The organism is Limosilactobacillus reuteri (genome assembly GCF_034259105.1).
Classification (GTDB): Bacteria; Bacillota; Bacilli; order Lactobacillales; family Lactobacillaceae; genus Limosilactobacillus; species Limosilactobacillus reuteri_G.
Map to the genome: position 1 here is coordinate 1689788 of NZ_CP139478.1, position 21598 is coordinate 1711385.

17 protein-coding genes and 2 pseudogenes are annotated in these 21598 nt (G+C 38.1%); 4 read left to right on the forward strand and 15 right to left on the reverse strand.

Features of this window, described 5'->3' with window-relative positions:
* Positions 1-38: 38 nt before the first annotated feature.
* A complete protein-coding gene (locus SH603_RS09465) occupies positions 39-1427 on the reverse strand; it encodes a class II fumarate hydratase (RefSeq protein ID WP_321533887.1) in 1389 nt (462 codons plus the stop codon).
* Positions 1428-1721: 294 nt separating this feature from the next.
* Entirely contained in the window at positions 1722-3350 is a 1629-nt protein-coding gene (locus SH603_RS09470) for a malolactic enzyme (RefSeq protein ID WP_169478300.1), read from the reverse strand.
* Between the two features lie 136 nt (positions 3351-3486).
* Between SH603_RS09470 and SH603_RS09475 the strand changes: the two are divergent.
* Positions 3487-4369: pseudogene (locus SH603_RS09475) on the forward strand (LysR family transcriptional regulator).
* Positions 4370-4569: 200 nt separating this feature from the next.
* Here SH603_RS09475 and SH603_RS09480 read toward each other — a convergent pair.
* The 3 genes from SH603_RS09480 to SH603_RS09490 form a co-directional block, all read right to left on the reverse strand.
* Complete coding sequence (locus SH603_RS09480; RefSeq protein WP_035168606.1) at positions 4570-5163, reverse strand: peptidylprolyl isomerase; 594 nt, start codon at positions 5161-5163, stop codon at positions 4570-4572.
* Between the two features lie 73 nt (positions 5164-5236).
* Positions 5237-6283 (reverse strand): zinc-dependent alcohol dehydrogenase family protein, encoded by a 1047-nt coding sequence (locus SH603_RS09485; protein WP_019253175.1) that lies wholly within the window; start codon positions 6281-6283, stop codon positions 5237-5239.
* 50 nt (positions 6284-6333) lie between these two features.
* Entirely contained in the window at positions 6334-7872 is a 1539-nt protein-coding gene (locus SH603_RS09490; RefSeq protein ID WP_169478303.1) for an IS1096 element passenger TnpR family protein, read from the reverse strand.
* A 143-nt stretch (positions 7873-8015) separates the two neighbouring features.
* Between SH603_RS09490 and SH603_RS09495 the strand changes: the two genes are divergently transcribed.
* Positions 8016-9413, forward strand: a complete 1398-nt coding sequence (locus SH603_RS09495) for a DUF2252 domain-containing protein (protein WP_169472456.1) — start codon at positions 8016-8018, stop codon at positions 9411-9413.
* Between the two features lie 51 nt (positions 9414-9464).
* Here SH603_RS09495 and SH603_RS09500 read toward each other — a convergent pair whose 3' ends face one another.
* From SH603_RS09500 to SH603_RS09510, 4 genes and pseudogenes are all read right to left on the reverse strand, one after another.
* Complete coding sequence (locus SH603_RS09500; RefSeq protein WP_321533888.1) at positions 9465-9950, reverse strand: hypothetical protein; 486 nt, start codon at positions 9948-9950, stop codon at positions 9465-9467.
* A gap of 127 nt (positions 9951-10077) precedes the next feature.
* Positions 10078-10182 (reverse strand): annotated as a pseudogene (locus tag SH603_RS11395) (LPXTG cell wall anchor domain-containing protein); the annotation flags it as partial.
* Between the two features lie 165 nt (positions 10183-10347).
* The gene (locus SH603_RS09505) at positions 10348-10755 is read right to left on the reverse strand and encodes a hypothetical protein (RefSeq protein ID WP_169472458.1); all 408 of its coding nucleotides are present in this window, start codon (positions 10753-10755) and stop codon (positions 10348-10350) included.
* A gap of 425 nt (positions 10756-11180) precedes the next feature.
* Positions 11181-11354 (reverse strand): hypothetical protein, encoded by a 174-nt coding sequence (locus tag SH603_RS09510; RefSeq protein WP_163622195.1) that lies wholly within the window; start codon positions 11352-11354, stop codon positions 11181-11183.
* A gap of 144 nt (positions 11355-11498) precedes the next feature.
* Here SH603_RS09510 and SH603_RS09515 point away from each other — a divergent pair, with 144 nt between their 5' ends.
* Positions 11499-12536 (forward strand): aldose epimerase family protein, encoded by a 1038-nt coding sequence (locus SH603_RS09515; protein ID WP_321533889.1) that lies wholly within the window; start codon positions 11499-11501, stop codon positions 12534-12536.
* Between the two features lie 78 nt (positions 12537-12614).
* Here SH603_RS09515 and SH603_RS09520 read toward each other — a convergent pair whose 3' ends face one another.
* Together SH603_RS09520 and SH603_RS09525 are read right to left on the reverse strand one after the other, a co-directional pair.
* Positions 12615-13055, reverse strand: a complete 441-nt coding sequence (locus SH603_RS09520) for a hypothetical protein (RefSeq protein WP_065533259.1) — start codon at positions 13053-13055, stop codon at positions 12615-12617.
* A gap of 177 nt (positions 13056-13232) precedes the next feature.
* Complete coding sequence (locus SH603_RS09525; RefSeq protein ID WP_169471742.1) at positions 13233-14471, reverse strand: D-alanyl-D-alanine carboxypeptidase family protein; 1239 nt, start codon at positions 14469-14471, stop codon at positions 13233-13235.
* 193 nt (positions 14472-14664) lie between these two features.
* On the opposite strand from SH603_RS09525, the gene SH603_RS09530 reads away from it, so the two are divergent.
* Positions 14665-15462 carry a serine hydrolase gene (locus tag SH603_RS09530; RefSeq protein WP_169471479.1) on the forward strand — a complete coding sequence of 266 codons (798 nt, stop codon included), beginning with the start codon at positions 14665-14667 and terminating at the stop codon, positions 15460-15462.
* Between the two features lie 152 nt (positions 15463-15614).
* Here the strand turns inward: SH603_RS09530 and gtfA are convergent, their stop codons facing one another.
* The 4 genes from gtfA to SH603_RS09550 all read right to left on the reverse strand — a co-directional run bounded on the left by gtfA (position 15615) and on the right by SH603_RS09550 (position 21477).
* Complete coding sequence (gtfA, locus tag SH603_RS09535; RefSeq protein WP_321533890.1) at positions 15615-17072, reverse strand: sucrose phosphorylase; 1458 nt, start codon at positions 17070-17072, stop codon at positions 15615-15617.
* 26 nt (positions 17073-17098) lie between these two features.
* Positions 17099-18316, reverse strand: a complete 1218-nt coding sequence (locus tag SH603_RS09540; RefSeq protein ID WP_003670740.1) for an MFS transporter — start codon at positions 18314-18316, stop codon at positions 17099-17101.
* 296 nt (positions 18317-18612) lie between these two features.
* On the reverse strand, positions 18613-19947 hold the full coding sequence (locus SH603_RS09545) for a dipeptidase (RefSeq protein ID WP_321533891.1): 1335 nt from the start codon (positions 19945-19947) through the stop codon (positions 18613-18615).
* Positions 19948-19959: 12 nt separating this feature from the next.
* Positions 19960-21477: a YfcC family protein gene (locus SH603_RS09550; RefSeq protein WP_169471483.1), complete on the reverse strand. Its 1518-nt coding sequence runs from the start codon at positions 21475-21477 to the stop codon at positions 19960-19962.
* Positions 21478-21598 lie beyond the last annotated feature (121 nt).

A 21598-nucleotide genomic window follows, 5' to 3' on the forward strand; every position in this document is an offset into this window, starting at 1 on the left:
AATCCACCCCAAAATTGGCATTACTTTTAACTCAATTCTTATTTATCCTGATCAACGTTGGTCATCTTAAGCATGTCCATCCATTCATCGTATTGTTCTTCAGTAAGCTTACCAGACTTCAAAGCAGCTTCTTTTAATGTGCTACCAGCTTTATCAGCAGCTTGAGCAATCTTAGCACTGTCATGGTAACCAATGTGTGGTGACAAAGCAGTAACAGTCATCAATGAATTATCAACTAATTCTTCCATCCGCTTTTCATTAACTGTCATTCCGTGGATCATCTTGTCAGCAAATCCAGTAATTGTTCCAGTTAATAAGTCAGCTGATTCGAGGAATGCATCAATCAATACTGGCTTGTAAACATTCATTTCGAAGTTACCTTGTGATGAAGCCATTGTTACTACAGTATCGTTACCGAACACCCGTAAAGCAGCCATTGTTACAGCTTCTGCTTGAGTTGGGTTAACCTTTCCTGGCATGATTGATGAACCTGGTTCGTTAGCTGGGATATTTAATTCACCGTAACCAGCACGTGGACCAGAAGCCAAGAAACGAATATCTTGAGCAAGCTTGAACATGTCAGCTGCTAATGTCTTCAAAGCACCGTGAACAACATTTAAACCAGAGTGGTTAGCTAAACCGTAGAACTTGTTTGAATCAGCAGTTAAGTTTAAGTCGTAAACTTCGCTAAGTTTTTCAGCAATCTTTTCAGACATTCCTTCTGCAGCATTCAAACCAGTACCAACAGCAGTACCACCAATTGCCAATTCATCTAATGTTGGTTCCAAAGTCTTAATGTAATCAAGGTCATGTTCTAAGAAAGCAATGTAACCAGAAAGTTCTTGACCAAATGTCAATGGAACAGCATCTTGCAAGTGAGTACGTCCAACTTTAACAGTCTTCATGTACTTCTCTTCCTTAACCTTTAATTCATCAATTAAGTGTTGAACAGCTGGCTTCAACTTATCAAGCGCTTCTAAAGCAACCACATTCATTGCAGTTGGGAATGTATCGTTTGAACTTTGACCCTTGTTAACATCATCATTTGGTAAGATTTCAATGTCAGGGTTAATTTCATGAGCCTTGTGCGCAACAACTTCATTAGTGTTCATGTTGGTTTGGGTACCAGAACCAGTTTGGTAAACCTTTAATGGGAAGTCCTTCCGCAATTCTTCATCACTTAATGCGAGTAATTCATCAATCGCTTTAACGATTAGATTACCCTTTTCTTCAGAGATAGCTTTAGTTTCCATATTAGCTTGGGCCGCTGCCTTTTTAATGTTCAATAGAGCACGGATGATTGCTAATGGCATGTATTGACCGGTTGGGAAGTTATTCCGACTCCGTTCTGTTTGTGGTCCCCATAATGCTTCAGCAGGGATTTTAACAGGACCTAACGTATCTTCTTCAGTACGGTATTCTGACATCTCAAAAACCTCCAATATATTAATTGAGCAATTTTATCTTGTGAAATGTTACACATCATTTACACGTATATCCTACCTTGTAAGTAAAGCTATAGTCAAATCTTTAATTTTCAATAAATTTCACTTATAGCTATTGCCTTACCAACTGTTATAATAGCTTTTTTGAATTACGCTTGCAAAAGTTTCACAAACTTCCATACAAAAAAACACCTAAGATTTTTTAATTTCTTAGATGCTTTTCTATTTTTGTCTAACAATCTGGTTTTATTATTCACAAAGATGAAAGTTGCTTGATTAATATCGCGGCTTCCAAATTTTTTCTGCTACTGCCTTCTTCGCATCGGTAATTCCATCGCCTGCTAAGCCTTGGTCGATAGCAGATTCGGCTACTCGTTCAGCCACTCGCTTAGAAAATTCTGTTAACTTAGAAACAGGAGGTAATACAGCTGCTCCTGGTTTTTCTGGGTCAACTAAGCCACTTAAAGCATGAGCAGCTGCAGCAAGCATATTATCATTTAACACTTTAGCTTCAGCAGCCAAGGCGCCAAAACCAACTCCAGGATAAATTAACGCATTGTTAGCTTGACCAATTTGATAAACGGTTCCATTATACTCGATATCTTTAACCGGAATTCCCGTCGCAATTAATGCCTTTCCATCAGTCCATTTGAGAAGGTCGGCTGCTTTTGCCTCTGCTAACTTAGTTGGGTTAGAGAGCGGGAAGATAACAGGCCATGAAGTATGGGCTGCCATTTCCTTTACAACCGCTTCATCAAAACTTCCTGGCTGAGTGGACGTACCAATCATTACTGTTGGGTGAACAGCTTTAACAACCGCAAGTAAATTAGTTAATTCATCAGCATTAGCAAATTCGCTCCGTTGACGGGTAAATGGCTTTTGCTTTGGTGTTAAGCCTGGCGTATCTTTAAATAATAATCCTTGCTTGTCAACAAGGTAGAAGTGCTTCTTTGCTTCGTCCGGTGTCAGGCCTTGACGGATCAATTCGTCATAAAGCATCTTAGCGATCCCCATTCCAGCAGTACCCGCACCGAATGTTAAGAATGTTTGATCCGTTAACTTTTCTTTTGAGATATTCATGGCTCCTAGCACACCAGCTAAGGCAATAATTCCGGTTCCTTGAATATCATCATTAAAGGTCAAAATCTTATCCTGGTACTTATCAAGAATCCGTGCAGCCGTTCCCCAACCAAAATCTTCAAAGTGTAATAAACTCTTAGGGAACAATCCTTCAACTGCATCAACAAACTTATCGATGAAGTCAAAGTAAGGTTGTCCCTCAACCCGCTTAATTCGATTTCCTAGGTAATTAGCGGACTTCAACAATTTTTCATTATTAGTCCCTGCATCAATAGAGACCGGGAGAACTTGGGATGGATCAATCCCAGCCGCTGCCGTGTAAACCATTAATTTTCCAACAGAAATGTCAACCCCATTTACACCCCAGTCACCAATACCAAGGATTCCTTCAGCATCTGTAACAACAATAAGGCGAATATCACGACCATCGGCGGCATCAACAAGTTCCTCTTTAATTAAGTCAGGATGCTCAATGCTCAAATATGCAGCATCTTGCGGCTTAATGTAACGTTCATTATATTGCTCAATCGCCTCAGCAATTACGGGATCATACACAACCGGCATAAACTCCGCAATATGTTTTTCCATCAAGTAGAAGAAAAGCGTACGGTTAGTATTGAATACTTCCATCAATAGATGACGTTGTTCAATCCGTGAGTTCTTAGATTGATATAACCGGTAGATTTCGTCTGCCTGTTCCTCAATCGTTCTTACACAAGATGGTAACAAGCCTAATAAACCATACTTTTTTCGTTCTTCAATTGTAAAAGCAGTTCCCTTATTCTTAAAGGGATCATTCAACATTTGCATTCCTTTCCGCAACATTATCGCTTATCCTTTACCTTTTATCTGTTTCAACAATCTTAGAGTAATTCCAGCGCTAGTTTATAGTCAAATATATGCTATGATATAAATAAAATTGATAATACCCCTTATAATCACTGACAGAGAGGCATTTACTATGAAATTAAACGACCTAAAATATTATCAAGCACTGGTAAAATATAAAAATTTTTCGCAAGTTGCAGCAAAATTTAATGTCAGTCAGCCCACTATTACAATGGCTATCCAACGACTAGAAAAAGATTTTGGCACGTCATTTTTTGTTCGCGACCATGTCCATAAACAATTGCATATCACACCGACTGGTAAGCAATTTGCCGTTCACGTTGACGTTATCTTAAACGAATTAAGGATTTCCCGCCAAGAAATCAATCAAGCTGAATCGTCCAGTATTCGCTTTGCCCTGCCACCCATTATCGGTAATTACTACTTTCCGCCATTGACCCCACTATTAATGCGAGAAGGCCTCTTAAGCCACTTGGAAACCTCTGAGCATGGTTCTAAGGAAATTCTCAAGATGCTTAAACATGGTCACCTTGATTTGGCATTGCTCGGATCGCTTAACCCCCCTAAGGGAAGTGGGGCTAAAAACCACTGAATTAGCTGAGTATCCCTTTAAGATTATCGTTAGCAAGCGCCATCCCCTCGCTGCTAAAAAGGAGATTGATTTTGCTGCTCTCAAAAATGAACGCTTTATTGTCCCTGATACTGAATTCTTTCATGAGCAAGCCTTTAAGCAAATCTCTCATTTGGCTCATTTTCGTCCCCAAGTCATCTACCGAACTGCCGACATTCACGTTATCAAAACCATGGTTGCAGAAAATCTTGGAATTGCTTATTTAACAAGTTTGGCGATTACTCCAGAAGATAACATCCATTCCATAAATGTTACTAGCCCGTTAAAACAATCATTTCTCCTGTCAGCTGTTACTCGTTCAACCGAATTATTAACAGCCCCCAAGCAAAAACTATGGGATCTCTTAACTGCAAAAAAGGAATGAGAGTGGGAAATAACCTCCTCGACAAGGCGGTGGGCTAAGCTAGGACGGTGATTAGCACGGCACGGGCTGATCATCGTCCGTACTTATACTCGAGCCTTGTGGCGACGCGAAGCTAGTTCCACGTTATATTTCTATTGTTCATAAAAGTAGTAGAGGCTGAGAGAAAACAAAAGTTTTCTCCTAGCCTCTATTCCTTTTTATTACTTTTCTTTTTCAATCTTAATTGTTTTTATAATAACGTCTTTCTTAGGCTTATCCATCGCATCCCGCTTAACCTTGCTGATCTTTTCGACAACATCCATCCCGGATAATACTTGGCCAAATACGGTATGGTGGAAATCAAGCCACGGTGTACCGCCATGTTTTTCGTAATAATCAATAATCTCCTGCGGGTACCCAACGGCCTTCATTTGATCAATCATATTTTCTGGAACATGTTCATTAGTGACAATAAAGAATTGACTGCCATTTGTGTTCGGACCAGCATTAGCCATTGAAAGAGCACCAGTGAAGTTAAATAGTTCTTCAGAAAACTCGTCTTCAAACGGGTGACCATAAATACTTTCGCCACCACGGCCGGTTCCAGTTGGGTCGCCACCTTGAATCATAAAATCCGGGATAACCCGGTGAAAAATTACATCGTCATAATAATTTTTCTCTGCTAATTTAACAAAGTTTTCAACTGTTTTAGGTGCGTATTTTGGAAAAAGTTGGGCCGTAATTGTTCCCATTGTAGTTTCAATTACTGCTTTTGGTCCTTCAACTTCATCCAATGATAATTGGGGATATTTCATAAATAAAGCCTCCTCTTTTCTCTTCTAAACCTCTCTAACCATCTTAGCAGGAATCAGAAGGAAAAGGCAATTATTAGTCCTCACTAACACGTAATACACAAGCTCCCTTAATATCACCGTGCTTAACATAGCGTAATGCTTCGTCAGCCTTTGCTAGTGGATATTCGTGTACTTCAGGATGGATATTGAGACGGTCAGCTAATGTTAAGAATTCTTCCCCATCACGACGGGTATTGCTCTCAACACTCGTTAATGTCTTCTCGTGGAATATTTCTTTTTGGTAATTCATCGTTGGAATATCAGTCATATGAATGCCAGCTAAGGCCAAAGTCCCACCTGGAACTAAACTAGCTAAGGCTGGTAATACCATATCACCAACTGGCGCAAAAATGATTGACGAATCCAAAGGAACTGGCGCGGGGTCATAGGAGCCTTGAACAGAAGCACAACCTAATTCTAGGGCGAATTTCTTTGCGGCCTCACCACGTGTAAAGACATGCACTTCAATTCCCTGGGCAAGTGCAATCTGGGCCGTAATGTGCGCTGAGCCACCGAAGCCATATAACCCTAAGCGGCCACCAGCGGGAACATTGGCACGTTCAAAGGCCCGATAACCAATAATCCCTGCACATAATAATGGAGCTGCCTCTAAAGAATCAAACTTTTCCGGAAGCCGATATGCAAATCCTTCTGGAACCGTGACATATTCTGCATAACCGCCATCATGATCCCAACCGGTATAAAGTGAATGAGGACAAAGATTCTCATGACCTGACCGGCAAAACTTGCATACACCACAAGCATGCCGAAACCATGGAATCCCAATTCGCTCACCAAGCTTAAATCGTTGTGTCTCTGGTCCAAAGCCGACAACTTTACCAACAATCTCATGACCAGGAGTAACGTGTTCGTGGTGAACCGGCAAGTCTCCTTCAGTCACGTGCAAGTCCGTATGACATACTCCACACGTCAATACCTTAACAAGGACTTCTCCCCGTTTAGGAGTCGGCACGGGCTTTTCGGTAAATTCGATTGGTGATTCCTTACCATCAATCGGCCCAGGAGTTGTGACTGCCCAAGCCTTCATTGTTTTCGGAATAGCATTTTCGCGTTTTTCCATCCTTAAAGACCTCGATTAATTAAATATTTCATTCTCTATTGTAGTGCTTTTTATTCATAAGAGCGGCGTATTTTTTCAATTTGACGAGACCATTGATCCTTAAATTTTGGAATGTTTAACGGCTCATTAATAGCTGGATCATCTTTTGCCGCTTGACTCAGTCCTTCTACTCCTCCGATATCATCCAAGATTCCAGTTCCAAACCCGCCGACAATTTTGGGACTAGTATGAGCTGGAAGTCGTTTCGGCTTTACTTCCTCAAACTTAATTTTAAAGTTCCACATATCACCAAAGTCATATATTAGGTTATATTCATGGTCAAGATTACAATCGCCTACCCAACTTTGAGTAATATCTTTTGATTGACCAAAGCCGCTATCAAGAATCGGCAACTGATAGTGAGTATTTCCCTGATGCAATTCAAATAAGTGGTGCCCGTCCGCGTTAAATGCTGCTAAAATTGCAAAGCACAACATATCCAGACGCGTATCACCGCTGACAGTAAATCGCCGCCACATTTTAGGATGATAATCACTAAGCTCAACATAAATAGTATATTGCTTATTAACATATTGGATTGCATGCTCGCGTTGATTCCTTACTTGCCGCTGCATATCACGAATTATACGTTGCAGGTGGTACATCCGCTGTTTAGAACCAAGATCTTTTATCCCCTGACTAATTGCTTGAACAAACAAATCGTAATCTTCACTAGAGAAGAGATCTTCTGCCCGTAAAAACTTCCCAAATTCGCGAAAGGCATCACTTTTAGAATGAAAGCCGGTATCAGTAGGACGATCATTATGTAGTTTTTCATAGTTAATTAAATAGTGATAGACCAAGGTAATATCATCAAGAACAGATTCGCCCAGAGCTTCACAGTAACCGATGTAATCTGCGGCACAATCCAAATCCCGATCAACGATGCTCTCGCTTTTTCCACGACTTTCTAAATAACCTTGATAATCATCTAAAATCTTTTCTCCCACCGCTGTTGCATTCATGATATCGTTAATTGAAAGTGAGCGGTAAAGATAGCGACGGTTATGTTCATTAAGTTTAGGATGAGTAGCCACCTTAAAGTCCGTAACTGAATAGTCTTCAAAAATATCCATTACGACATATTCTTCGTCCGTTGTCTTATTAGTAATCCGTGTCTGTTCCGCTAATTGAAGTGCAATTTCAGCATTGGTTGGGTCTTTTTCCCAATCAATAATTGAATTAGGCCCCATCATGAGGTTCTGATACACCTGCAATTGCTGTTGAGTTTCTGGCTGAATTTGGCGTGTAAATACTACTTTGCTAAATTGAGCATCACGAATCATCCTAATTTTTGCATACGGAATTGGCGAAACTTCTAATAAACTTAAGAATTCACGTTTAAATGCCGCAATAAAAGAGCGTGAGTCATTAAAGCGTTGAGGATAGCGTACAATAATTGGCAACGACATTAAGTTATTCATAATAATCATGAATTCCCCAGTAACACGAATTGTCCAAACATTTGTCTCTAATAGATCAGATGGAGCAATCACCTGTGAATTAATATGCAAATGTTGGGCAAGTGAATTTTCCACTGCAATAATCACTCTATCAACTCCTCCTATAATTTTGCTTATATTAATTTTATTTTGAAAAGCATTATTTATCAACTTAATTAAACCATATTTACAAATAAATTAGAAGATTTAAAATAAGACATAAGTATTGTCTCTGAAAGGATGCGCAACTTTTGATTAATCAAAATCTCGATATCTTTGACTTACGAAAAATTCAAATCAATAAAACTAAAGCTGAATTGGAAAATAATGGTAAACGGCAGCAAAAAGAGGTCTCTAGTAACATGTTAGGAACCTTCACGCCAGTTGATCGGGACCCCGTTAAAATAATTCAGATCACTGAAGCCAACATGATCCCCGAGTTGCTTCCATTGCGCCACCAAAGAATGATTGCCAGTCGCTTTTCATTTTTCCGTGGAACTGCCGAATTAATGGAACATGACCTTAAACGACAGGCTCAAAGCAATCTTCCCATAATTATCTGCGGGGATGCCCATGTAAATAATTTTGGCTTTTACGCCTCCCCTGAACGTAAGCTTCTCTTTGGTCTTAATGACTTTGATGAAGCTCGAATTGGAAATTGGGAAAGTGATTTGAAACGGTTATTAGTTAGTGCTGAACTAGCGGGCGAAGAAAACGGTTTTGATCGCAATGACCTTTACCACCTCCTTCAATTAACGACTAAGACCTACCGCCATACTATCAAAAGCGCCAATAAGATGAGCCTTTCCCAACTGTTTTATTTTTCATTTGCCTATGAAGACATGGGAAAAGCTATTGAGTCTTTTGGTGATATTTCAACGCAAATGCAAACAGTCCTTAATAAGGTTCTTAAAAAGAGTCAGCGTAGCAATTCAGAAGAAATAATCCAAAAAATGGCGACTATCAATAATCAAGGGCATCTTGTTTTTCGGGATAATCCACCACGCGCACGTCATCTTAGTGCTGTGCGTTACCAACAGATTGTTAAAGGATATAACAAATATCGCGAAAATGTTCGGCAAGATGTTCGGGTTCTTCTCGCAAACTTTCACATTTCCGATATTATCCGCTATAGTGTCGGGGTTGGCAGTTTTGGAACACGATGTTACTTAATCATGCTTACTGGCAATGATAATAGCCACATCGTTTTACAAGTTAAAGAAGCTATGCCATTGCGTTATAACTTACTTTCCCTCCCCGTACAGCAAGCGATTAGAAATGGAGGAATCGCTGGTCAAAGAATTGTAACAGCACAACGGGTTCTTCAATCCTCATCCGATCGCTTTTTAGGAAGCACTACTTTCGGCGGTCGCAGTTATTACATTCGACAGTTCCGGGATATGAAAGAATCAATTAATGTTAATAAGCTTGACTTTGAAAGTTTCCAATTCTACTGCCAAACGTGTGCTTACTTGCTAGCGATGGCTCATTTCCAAAGTCCCACCGCACCGATGATCCGTGGTTATTTAAAACACCAAAAGATATTAGATACTCTTTTACCAAATTGGGCTTTAAAGTATGTAGATCAGGTCACAGCAGACTATGAACAATTCAAATTGGCAATTGCTAAAGGAAAACTAATAAATTAACTGTATTAAAAAAGGACTTGCATTCATCGCTTTGCAAGTCCTTCTTTAATACTATTTATGTTCGTTTAATTTTTGCCGATATTCCGCTCTCGTCATTTTAACGGGAGCATCCTTTTGTTCTTTTGCAACTCTTTCCTGTGATGGTTTGAACTTGTTTTTCTTGGTAATTTTGATATCACCATAACTTGTTGAAATGGTGGTATAAAGCGGTTGTTCTAGGGGTTGATGATTTTTCTCTTCTAATTCAACTGCTTTTTTAGCATTTTCCAAATTATTACGGGCTGCCTTTACATTTTCCTTTGCCACCAACAGATTAGCAGAAATCCTGTCTAAATTATTTTGAACGTTTTTCAACAATTGACTGCTTGTTGCAATTGTTGTCCGGTCGCCAATCGTTTGAACACCGGCAAATGTACTTTGAGCAGAAAGTACTGCTTGTTTTGCTTCATGGTACTTTTGATTAAACTTTTCATAGGATTGCTGAGCTTGCTCATAAGTCGCTTGCGCCTGCTTTAACGCTATATTTACATCAGCCATATTTTCCCCTCACTTTTTTGGATATAAACTAAAAGGCTGTGGCAAAGCAAACCTTCGTCACAACCCTCTAGTATGTCCGAGCAAATTATAAAATTAAATCCAAGCTAATAATTGCAAAATATAATTATTAGTATTCGCGTTTCTTACCAGCTAAGCCAAGGCCAAACATAGCAGCTGCAGCACCTAATGCGATTGCAGCAACGCCATTTTCGTTACCAGTTTGTGGTAATGTTTCAGCCTTAGTACCGTTTTGGTTGTTGGCAGCCTTGTATTCAGCACGAGTTACGCTAGTAGTTGCAGCAGCTTTCTTGTCAGCTGGTGTAGTTGGGTTAAGGTAGTAATCCTTAAGAGCACTTACTAATGCTTCGGCTGCATCAGTTTGTGGTGCATTGTAACCTTAAACCTTTTGAACCTTGTTGAGCATAGCTTGAGCAGCATTCAATGCGTTTTCTGCATGGTCAGCCTTTAATTCGTTATATGCTGCAGCAGCATCAGTAGCGAATTCATTGTTTTGGTTGAAGGTATCTTGAGCCTTCTTAGTAGCAGTCTTAGCATCTTCTAATGACTTAGTTGCATCATTTACCTTAGCAGTTGCGTCATCGTATGCCTTTTGAAGAGCAGCTACGTCAGGGTTAGTAGTACCTAACTTGTCAGCAGCGGCAGTTTGAGCATTGCGGGCTTCATCAAGGGCCTTCTGAGCTGCACTTAATGTGTTGTTAGCATTGTTCAAAACAGTAGTTGCCTTTTCTGCATTAGCTGAAGCTTCTTCATAGGCCTTCTTTAAAGCATCAAGGTTAACAGCCAACTTAGCGTTATCAAGAGCAGTCTTGGCTTGAGCTTGTGCACTAAGAGCTGCATCTAATTGTTTTTGAAGGTTAGCTTGGTTAGCATTTGCTTCGTCAAGGGCCTTTTGAGCAGAAACAATTTGTTCATTAGCATACTTTTCATATGCATTAAGAGCATCAACAGCCTTACCCTTGTTTCTGATATATCAATATTTATTCTATAAATTTTGATTAAAAAAATTTTAAATTTCTATTTTTCGTTAGATTAATATATCCTAATTATTTATTATAAGATAATGATAAATGCAAAAAATATAAATATCATTAATGTTCACATTTTAAAATCAGCAATATTTATAAGCTAATTGCATAAGATCACTTGATTAGCAAATTTCGATATTAAGTTTAATTTCTAGCACAAATCCGCTACTAAAAGTTTATGATACTATTTTTCAGAATTTTTTCGCTGATCACTTCCATAACGGTCTTGTTCCTTGATTACACTGCTTTTACGCCGATGCTTATTAATAAAATCCTGTTCAGCAGCAAAAATCATTAAAAAGTCGATAAAATTTTTACTAAAATTCTTTTTAAATTTGTCCCATTTATTTTTGACCATTTTATGTACCTCATAAATATCATCTATCTTTGCTTTTATTTATTCTAGCATATCTATTTTTGTGCAAACGATTGCGTAATTTTAAAATAAAATTGTGGTAAAATAGGATTTGTAAAAGCGCTTACTTCAAGGAGGAAATATTTTATGGAAATATCTAAAGTACCATTTGGAACCTACAAAGGCGATCCAGTAACAAAATACATTTTAACGAACGATAATGGTGTTCAAGTAGGAATTCTTGATTTTGCCGGTTTACTTCAATCTTTTAAAGTTCCAACAAAAGATGGTGGTAAGGCCGATATGATTTTGACTTCTGAAAACCTCGACGAATTTACTAATAATGGCTTTTGTACTAATCGCTTAATCGGCCGGGTTGCTGGACGAATTGCAGATGGTAAGTTCAGTATTAACGGTAAAGATTACCAAATCGAACAAAACGAAGGTAAAAATGCTCTTCATGGTGGAACTAATGGTTTTTACAATCATATTTGGCACGTTGACAGCACAGAAGCAACTAACAATTCTGTTTCAATCACTCTTAGCTTAACCTTAAGTCCTGAAGTTGATACGTATCCTGGTAAGATGCATGTCACTGTAACCTATACCTTAACTAATGACGACTTCCTTTCACTTAAGATGGCGGCTACTACTGATGCAGATACATTGTTCAATCCTACCAACCACACATACTGGAATATGGCAGCAACAAATGTTCCAACAGTTGATCAATTAAAGCTTTATGTCAACTCCGAAAATCACTTAGCCGTTGATGACGGCAAGATTCCAACTGGCGAAAAGATCGCTAACGAAGGAACTCCATTTGACTTTAGTACTCCAACTACAATGGGCGATGCGCTAGAAAAAATGAGTTCAACTAAGGAAAACGGTTTTGACGATATTTGGGAAGTTACTCCTAGTCTCACGAAACCAGTTGCTACACTTGAAGATCCAGAAAGCGGCCGGAAGATGAGTCTTTACTCTGATCGTAATGGCTTAGTTATGTATACGATGAACTCAGATGATGCAGCAGTTTACAATCATGGACAAGTTCATCCCCACCTTGGATTAGCAATGGAAGCGCAAAATCTTTCGGATGCACCTCATCACCCAGAATTTGGTGATATTACTTTACATCCGGGCGAAGAAAAAGCATACACCATTAAATGGCACGTTGAATACTAATTAAATTACCAAGTGAAATGCACTAAAAAAAGAGATCGACAATTTGCCGATCTCTTTTTATGTATTAGGAATTATAAATTAGTCTTTGTCATCTGGGTTATACTTCCCAGCCTTTTGAAGGATTTCCTTTGCCTTTTCAAGGTAGTGGTGTTCTGCACGGAATGCCTTGATCTTGCCACCTTCATCATCGGTAAGAGCTGCTAGCTTTTCATCAAGTTCCTTAAATTCCTTGTTAAGGTCCTTGATAACGCCTTCTTCATCTTCCATGTAAACATAGTGATTTTCTGCTGGATCTTTACGACCTTCGCCAGCACGCTCTTCAAGCTTTACTGCATCTTTGTCTACTTTCCAAGCATGCTTAAGGATTGACTTAATATCCTTAATTGTTTCGTGTTGAGCAGTACGGTGCTTCTCATTGTCAACACTATCTTCAATCTTTGTTAAGTGTCCTTCAGCATCTGCAATCTTCTTTGCAATACGGTCCAAAGCCTTAAGTTGACGTTTTGCGTAATCAGCCATAAATAATTACCTCCTAATATAATAGCTATAATTCCTAATTCACTTTTATTATATTTTTTATAATTTAAATTATACAAATAATACGTCTTAAAATTATAGTTAATTTTATTTTGCAGTAATTACATCGCAAAAAAAATAGATGACTGATAGAAATTCTCCTATTCAATCATCTATTTTTTAAAACATTGACTTTTCAGCAACACTTCGACTTGCACTTACCGGAATATTAAAATCAGGCAATCCAGGAATATGTAACTCAATTGAACCAACTTGTTGATTCTTCTTTATCGGTGCAGTTAGTTGTTTTTGGTGGTCTCCCTGCACTCGTAATGTTGGTTTAGTTGCTTGTAATTTCATGTTCTTTGGAAGCCAAACCGTGGTATTCTTTGTCAACTTAAGATTAGTCTTATTCTTACCATTCTTTACTTTTACGCTGGTGAGTTTGGTTGAAAAATCACTTACTTTTTTGATTTCAACTGGCTGATACTCATCGATTAACTTATTATAAAAGTCTTGCTGCATCTTTGACTGATCATTCCATTCCCCTTTTGTGTGTAAGGCAACTAAGATAATCCGTCGTCCTGCAAAAGTTCCCGTCGATACAATACATTTACCCGCGCGATCAGTATTTCCAGTCTTTAAGCCGTCAATTTCCCCGTTCTTAGGAGCAAAACCGTTTTGCGGTAAAAGAGCATTCACATTTGTCATTAAATATTGTTGGTCTTTAGTTACATCAAAGTTAGCAAACTTTTGCTTTGTAATGTCGAGAGTTTCAGGATAATTTTCAACAAGATACTTTGAGATAAGAGCAACATCTTTAGCAGATAATAAATTCTCGGCGTCTTTATCTACGCTCCTAAGTTTATGCTTTCCTAAGTCCCCGTTAGGCAGCCCAATCATATTGTAGATTTTTATGTCTGTAGCTCCTGCTTTTTTCGCAAATGCTACCATCTTTTTATTAAAGGCTGCTGTACTGCCCGCGTCAGCTAATGCTAATGCTTCTGTACTTCCATCAGCAGATACAAGCATCATCGAATCAACTAACTGACGGACAGTGTATTCTTCCCCATTCACTAATGGAACATTGGAAAAGTGCCAGTCATCCGCCATTTTGGCAACTGCTGGTGTAATCTTAATCTTTTGATCCCATTTTAAATGATGGTTTCGAATGTCTTGTAAAATTACTCCTAAAGTTAAGATTTTAATTACAGATGCAATTGGGTAGCGTTTAGTTGCATTTTTTTGGTATAGAACCTGGTCACTTTCTGCATCAATCGCATAAGCTGCTCGTGCATCCATCTGAAAAGCTGCAGTATCAGCATGCACTTTGGCGAACATCCCCAAGCCATTTAAACAGATGCTAATTATTGCCGTTATCAATAATAATTTGGCAAAAAAAGATTTAACCTTTTTCATTATAACTATTTCTCTCCTTTACACATTTAACTATCATATCCTATTCTGTCTAAAAAAGGTGTAACGATTTGGTAACAATTCAAATGAAATCCTTATTTTTCATTAAATTAAGAAGTTGCACCTTTTAACTTTCAAAATTTATCTGTATTATTAATAAGTATGCTAATTTTAATCAGAAAGGGTCGGTTAAAAAATGCAAAGATCGCAACGTCATCGTCATAAACCGCGCAGGCTTATCTTAATTATTATTGCTATTCTGCTTATTATTATGGGTGTTCGGCACTTCAGCTCGACAAGCGCCCGTCTAAAATCCGCATGGAATAAAATCATCTTCACTTCCAATAATAATGTCAGTATTGCGGTATATTCACCAAAGACCCACCAAATTTATACTTCTAGTAATGCACCCCAGCATAAGTTTCGAACTGCTAGTACAGTAAAGGTTAGTATTTTAGCAGGGATTCTTGCTAAACAACAAAGTCCTCTTACAAGCCATCAAAAATCACTTGCCACCAAAATGATTGAGCAGAGTGACAATGATTCAACTAGCGAATTATTTGAAGATTATTTAGGCGGCAAAAACGGTCTCCAACAAACTTTTGAAAAATTTGGCATGACTCAATCGCGGGCTAATAGCAGTTGGGGGTTAACTGTTACTACCCCGAAAGACCAGGTGAAACTCTTGAATAATATTTTCTATAAATCTAAAGTTTTATCTGACGAAGAAAGAAGCGAAATTCGTGGTTTAATGGGTAACATTGAAAATGACCAAGCCTGGGGGATCTCAGCAAGTAGCGATAATTTCGCATTAAAAAACGGTTGGCTAAATTACGGTAAAGATGAATGGATCGTCAATAGTATTGGTTATGTAAAAAATAGTAACGGAACAGACTACACGATTGCGGTTTATACGGATAAAAATCAATCAATGGCAGCGGGACAACAAGTAATTGAACAACTTGCCCGTGTAACAAAGCCAATATTGGACTAAAATGAATTGATAAACAAAATAGGGGCTGGAAGAAAACGTCAAATTTTCTTCTAGCCCCATTTTTTATAGGTAGTTTATTGAGAGAGATAAAGCGTTTTGGAAAGGAATACTACCTATTTTATTTTGAGAAAGATTACTAATTAATTTGATGACTATTTTTGTTCCATCACTTTTTCACCATTAGCTGTAATAGTGAAAGTCTTGTTAGCAGCATCAGCATCAAGAACAGCCACATTCTTGCCATCCTTATCTTTCCGCGTAACCTTGATAGTTGTTTCAGTTGGTGTTTCCACTTCAATTGAACCATCAAGATCAAAGGCTGCAAATTTATTCCGCCATGCAAGTAAGTCTAAGAGATTCTTAACTACTGGACGTTGAACTTCTTGTGCAACTTCTTCTTTAGTGTAGTAGTGACGGTTGATGTTCCGACCTTCCTTAGTCTTTTCAAGTAATTCAAGGTCATTTGAACCAGCAAGTAAACCAACATAGTAAACCATTGGAATACCAGGTGCAAATACTTGGAATGCACGAGAAAGCAAGTAAGCTTTGTCATCGTCACCTAATGCAGAGTAGTAAGTAGAGTTAATTTGGTAAATATCCAAGTTGTTGTATTCAGCACTTGAGTATTTCCGCTTAACGTTAGCACCAACCTTGTATAATTCATTGGATGCATATTCGATTTCATCATCAGTTAAGATATCCTTAGCATCAACAACCCCAATACCATCATGAGTATCAAGAGTAGTAAATTGCTTCATTGGTGACATCTTTAACCACTTAGCAAGGCGGTTAGTCTTACCAGAGTAAAGGGTATAAAGAGTAGTCATTGGTAAGGTAAAGTCATAGATGAAGAAGTCATGTTGTGAAATCTTTTGTGGAATGGTGTAGTGTTCGTGAATTTCAGGAAGGATGATGGCCTTGTAAGGAGCCAAAATATCTTGAACTTCATTTAAGAGATCCCAGATTTCAGGTTCAACGAAGAAATCATTAGTACCAACCTTCTTAATAGCGTAAGCAAAGGCATCAAGACGAATCATATCTGCACCGTGCTTAACCATGTCAATTAATGTTTCCTTGAAGAATTCGTTAGCTACCTTACTCTTAACATTAATATCAATTTGTTCTTCACCGAAAGTGTTCCATAAGTTTTCAGTAGTACCATCATCAAAGGTAATTTCTTGCTTAGGAGCCTTATCCTTTCGCTTGTAAATTAAATCAACATCTTCTTGAGTTGGACGGTTCTTACCAGCTTTTTCCCAGAACTTTTCCCAACGAATAAAGAAGTCGTTGTACTTAGAATCATTGTGCTTCTTCTTGAAGTCTTGGTACATTTCAGACTTCTTGGAAATATGGTTAATCATGAAGTCAAACATTAAGTAGTAGTCTTCACCTAATGCTTCAACATCATCCCAGTTACCAAAAGCAGAATCAACAACATCGTAACGGTATGGTGCGAAACCACGGTCACCAGTTGATGGGAAGAATGGAAGTAAGTGAACACCGCCGATTGCATCACCGATATAGTTCTTTAATACTTCATGAGTTTCTTTAATATTTTTACCCATTGAGTCAGAGTAAGTAATTAATATTGCTTCATTTTTGATTGGCATAATGATATCCTCCAATAATTTTAAATTTAGTTAGCTTGTTTAGAATGACGAGTTGCAAAGAAAATAATTAAGGCAATAACTATTAGCATTACCCCGTAGATTGGGAATGGTGCGGCAAGATCAAGGCCACTCATTGGGCGACCGACTAATCGATTCATCCATTCAGCAATTGTTGGTGAGAAGAAAGCTCCAAAGTTAAAACCAATCAGTACCATTGAAGTTACTAATGGTTGACGCTTAGCAGGAGCTAAATCCGGCAACAAGTTAAAAATCAACGGAGAAACTAATTGTAGTGGGAAGCCGATTAAAAGCAAACCAATTACTAACATTGCAAAGTTACCGTTTGCGAAGGCAAATAAGAAGTTTGAAATGGCCATTAACCCGAGACCAAGGTAAACAGTGTTAAAACCTAACACTTTATTAATTGATCCGTAGAATAAACCACCAAGCGTTGCCCCAATTAACATTAAGGAAAGGAACATTGATGAACCAGTATAGCTACTTCCCTTAATTGCAACGGTTAGGCCAGGGAAACGATTTTCCATTCCAACATAATCTACAACCAAGAGGAAGGCAAAGAGAACAAGGAGGTAAACTACTGGACTAATCTTTTTAATTGGTTCTTCCACTTCAGTTAATTCTTCAGCAAGATCGTCTTCTGCAACGTTATTATCTTGTGCTTTGCTATCGTCAGGAACACGAACTGCAAAGAAGAAAAGAACAACGAAAGCAAGAAGATAAACGGCAAATGATGCATGCCAACCTGCATAACTAAGAATTAATCCGGCAATTGCAAGGGTACAAGCTTGACCGATTTGTTCAGCCGCAGCACGCCAACCAAGCATTTGAGCTCGGGTTGTACCTTCATACCAAACTGAAATCATCGAAATTGCTTGAGAGTTATATAAACCAAATCCTGCTCCTAAAACTAACCGGGAAATCAAAATCGCAGTGTAGTCATTCGCAAACATAGGAACAATTCCGGCAAGACCAACAATTGTAACCCCGGCCATAATAATCTTTTTATCAGAAATATTGAACCATTGTTGAAGTAATGGTGAAAGGACAACAAAAATCATTACAGCAAATGATGGAGTTGTAACTAAATATTCTGACTGTGTCTGTGAGATTCCGAGTGCCGCCTTTAATTGCGGTAAAGAACCTTGAATGGCATAAGCACTCGTAACCATGAATGAAACTGACAGGAATGCCAATTTGGTAACAAGAGAATTTTTGTTATTCATAATTAGTAGGTACTCTTTCTATAGGTATTTGACAAACGTTTATCATTTCTGTACATCAATAATATACAATGAACTTTTTAAAATGTCAAACGTTTAACAAAGATTTATTACAAAAAATTGTAATCAATTACATTGTTATTATAACGCGCTTTAAATGAAAATAGATGAAAACGGATGAGAACGCTATTTTAGCTCTTTTTTGAACGATTTGTGAACAACTATACATTATATTTTTATAATTTTTTTATTAAAAAAGAGTAAAGCAATGACTAATTCATCGTTTTACTCTTTTTTACTTAATCCACACAAAGCTTCTTGATTGCCTGAGCATAGATTTCCATCGCTTTATACATGTCTGGCAATGGCCACTGTTCATTAGCTTGATGCATATAATCGGGAGTTGTTGGTAACATTCCGCCAAAGGCAACACAATTATTCATGGTTCGAGCAAATGTTGCCCCACCAGAAATTTGTGGTTCAGCATCAACATCCCCAGTTTGTTCTTTATAAACTTTCATCAAAGTTTGCACTAATTTACTGTCTTTTGGAACGTACAGGGGTGCTAAATAATCAAAATGAACATACTTCAAATCATAAGCTGCCACCTGTTTACTTAGTTTTGCTAGTAAATTATCGCGATCGATCGTTACGGGAATTCGTAAATCAATCTGCATTCTTGTTTCATTTTCATTAATCTCAAGACTAGAAATATTGAAAGTTAATTGTCCAGACTCATCGCGAACATCACCGAGAACATTGCTCCCCGTTGCATCTTCCTTAAATAATTTGCCAATAAAATCAAGTGGCTTAAAATCAAAAACATCATCAAGCGCAATCGCTAACCGTAAAACAGCATTCGTTCCTTCCGGTGCCATCATCGCATGAACAGACTTGCCAATAACAGTAATTGAATTACCGTCACTTGTATATTCAAAGCCATACTTATCTAAAGCCGCCTTCACTTCATCCTGCTTTGGACCATCGTACACTGCACTATCAGGGACCGCATTAAACGCATTTTTCAAGTTAATCTTTAGTTGATCTGTTCCTGGACCAACGAGATAAGATTGTTGCAACCCCTTTTCAGCATAAATTAATGGAAATTCAGCATCAGGAGAAATTCCACTATCAATTGGCGCTTCCTTTTTATTATATTCAGCAATTCCACGCCATAGAATTTCTTCATCAGTTCCATAAATAAAACGAATTCGTTGATTGAAGTGATAACCTTGATCCATCAATGCTTTAACAGCATATAAAGCTGCAATTCCTGGACCTTTATCATCTTGTGACCCTCGTCCATAAACTGCACCATTGATTACTGTGCCTTTAAATGGATTATGTTTCCATTTGCCTAAATCGCCGGCAGGAACCGTATCAAGATGACAAATTACACCAAAAATTTTGTCCCCACTACCAACTTCTGCATAGCCATAGTACCCGTCTGGATCTTCATAGGTCTTAAAACCTAATTCATCACAAATCTTCATCATTTCATCGAGGGCGTTACGAATTCCTTTGCCAAATGGTGCGCCTTCTTCTGCTGGTTGATTATATGATGGAACAGAAATTAGTCGTTCTAAAGTTTTAACAGCAGCTTTTTGTTCATCTTCTGTAATAATTTTATCCATTCAAATCCCCTCCTAGAGCAAGGCAGCAATTCCTAAGAACAAGCAAGTAGCAACAAAGAGATAAATCATTAATTTCAGCATCCACTTCCACCAAATGCCGACATTAATATGCGCAATTGCTAATGCTCCCATAACAACTCCCGAAGTTGGGGTAATAAGGTTAACCCAACCTGAAGCTGCTTGATAAGCAGTAATAACAAGGCTACCAGAAACATGCGCAAAATGTCCCATTGGTCCGATAATTCCCATCGTTGCCGCAGCTAACCCAGACGTTGATGGAATTAAGAATGACATTGGGATATAGAAAATGTAAGTCAAAATAATAAAGATCGTTTGTGATAATCCATGAAGGCCCAATTCTCCCCAGTGAAGAACTGTTCCAGTGATCATCCCATTATTCATTATTACTTGAATTCCCCGTGCAACTGCCACAATAATTGCAACGCTTAAGAAATCTCCCATTCCTGACATGAAAGCATCAATAAATTCGCTTTCCTTCATATGGTAAACAGCCATAATCAAGACCGACATAAAGAGGAAGAGCATGGTAATTTCATTGAAGTACCATGTTCCAAGGGGTGCCATATCATGCCCTAATAAATCGCCTAGGAATGGAATATTAACCAACCACTTTGTAAATTTATCAAAAAATGTCCAATGGCTATTAAGGTTTGACCATGGAATTAGTCCTAGAATCATCACAACAAAAGTAATTCCGAATAGCCAAATAACTGTCTTTTGACGACCGGTCATCTTATGGTCGTCATTAGGATCAGCCTTGACTAAAAAGTGCTTTTCATCTTCTGCTCGTTGATTGTAAACCAATGATTTAGTTGGATCTTTTTCAATTACCGATGCATAGTGGTAAACATAAATAATACTAATCGTTATCGTAATAATTAAAAGGATTACCCGGGAAACTAAACCATCACCAGGAGAAATATTTAACGTTTGAGAAGCTACTCCTGTGGCAAACGGGTTAACAGTTGATGCTAAACAACCAACTTGACTTCCCACTAAAGCAATCGCAACCGCTACAATTGAATCAAAGCCAACACCCATCATCACGGGGATCAAGAGAGGATAGAATGCAATCGTTTCTTCCCCCATTCCATATGTTGATCCACCAAGAGCAAACAGAAGCATTAAAATTGGAATCAATTGTTTTTCTCGTCCCTTATACCGGCGAACGATTGAACCGATCCCTTCGTTTAATGCATTTGTCTTATTAACCACTCCTAGGAATCCACCGATAACAAGAATAAATAGTGATACTGAGATAGCTCCATCTGTCTTTTTATCACCGACCATCCCGATAACGGGTGCCATAAAGATATCCCAAATTCCCTGGGGTTTATTTGTCACCGCCTTATATGTGCCAGAAATAATATTTCCAGCTTTATCCGTCTCATATGTCCCTGCTGGTATAATCCACGTTAAAATTGCAATTAAAATAATAATTAAAAATAAAATTGTAAACGCAGAGGGCATATGAAAATGATGTTTTTTCTTCGTTTGTGTTTTCTGCACAATAACCGCCTCTTTTGTAAAATTAGTATCAATTTTATTTTAATTCAGTTTGAAAGCGGCTTCAACTTAATCTAAGAATTATCCTTAAAGAATGCTATAATTGCCTTGTAGTAATTTTAAG

Excerpts from the sequence above, each read along its gene's own strand:
- gtfA (WP_321533890.1), bottom strand. The coding sequence starts at position 17,072 with ATGCCAATCAAAAATGAAGCAATATTAATTACTTACTCTGACTCAATG.
- SH603_RS09510 (WP_163622195.1), bottom strand. The coding sequence starts at position 11,354 with ATGGTCAAAAATAAATGGGACAAATTTAAAAAGAATTTTAGTAAAAAT.
- SH603_RS09500 (WP_321533888.1), bottom strand. The coding sequence starts at position 9,950 with ATGGCTGATGTAAATATAGCGTTAAAGCAGGCGCAAGCGACTTATGAG.
- SH603_RS09545 (WP_321533891.1), bottom strand. The coding sequence starts at position 19,947 with ATGGATAAAATTATTACAGAAGATGAACAAAAAGCTGCTGTTAAAACT.
- SH603_RS09470 (WP_169478300.1), bottom strand. The coding sequence starts at position 3,350 with ATGTTGCGGAAAGGAATGCAAATGTTGAATGATCCCTTTAAGAATAAG.
- SH603_RS09520 (WP_065533259.1), bottom strand. The coding sequence starts at position 13,055 with ATGGCTGATTACGCAAAACGTCAACTTAAGGCTTTGGACCGTATTGCA.
- SH603_RS09540 (WP_003670740.1), bottom strand. The coding sequence starts at position 18,316 with ATGAATAACAAAAATTCTCTTGTTACCAAATTGGCATTCCTGTCAGTT.
- SH603_RS09515 (WP_321533889.1), top strand. The coding sequence starts at position 11,499 with ATGGAAATATCTAAAGTACCATTTGGAACCTACAAAGGCGATCCAGTA.
- SH603_RS09525 (WP_169471742.1), bottom strand. The coding sequence starts at position 14,471 with ATGAAAAAGGTTAAATCTTTTTTTGCCAAATTATTATTGATAACGGCA.
- SH603_RS09465 (WP_321533887.1), bottom strand. The coding sequence starts at position 1,427 with ATGTCAGAATACCGTACTGAAGAAGATACGTTAGGTCCTGTTAAAATC.
- SH603_RS09530 (WP_169471479.1), top strand. The coding sequence starts at position 14,665 with ATGCAAAGATCGCAACGTCATCGTCATAAACCGCGCAGGCTTATCTTA.
- SH603_RS09480 (WP_035168606.1), bottom strand. The coding sequence starts at position 5,163 with ATGAAATATCCCCAATTATCATTGGATGAAGTTGAAGGACCAAAAGCA.
- SH603_RS09485 (WP_019253175.1), bottom strand. The coding sequence starts at position 6,283 with ATGGAAAAACGCGAAAATGCTATTCCGAAAACAATGAAGGCTTGGGCA.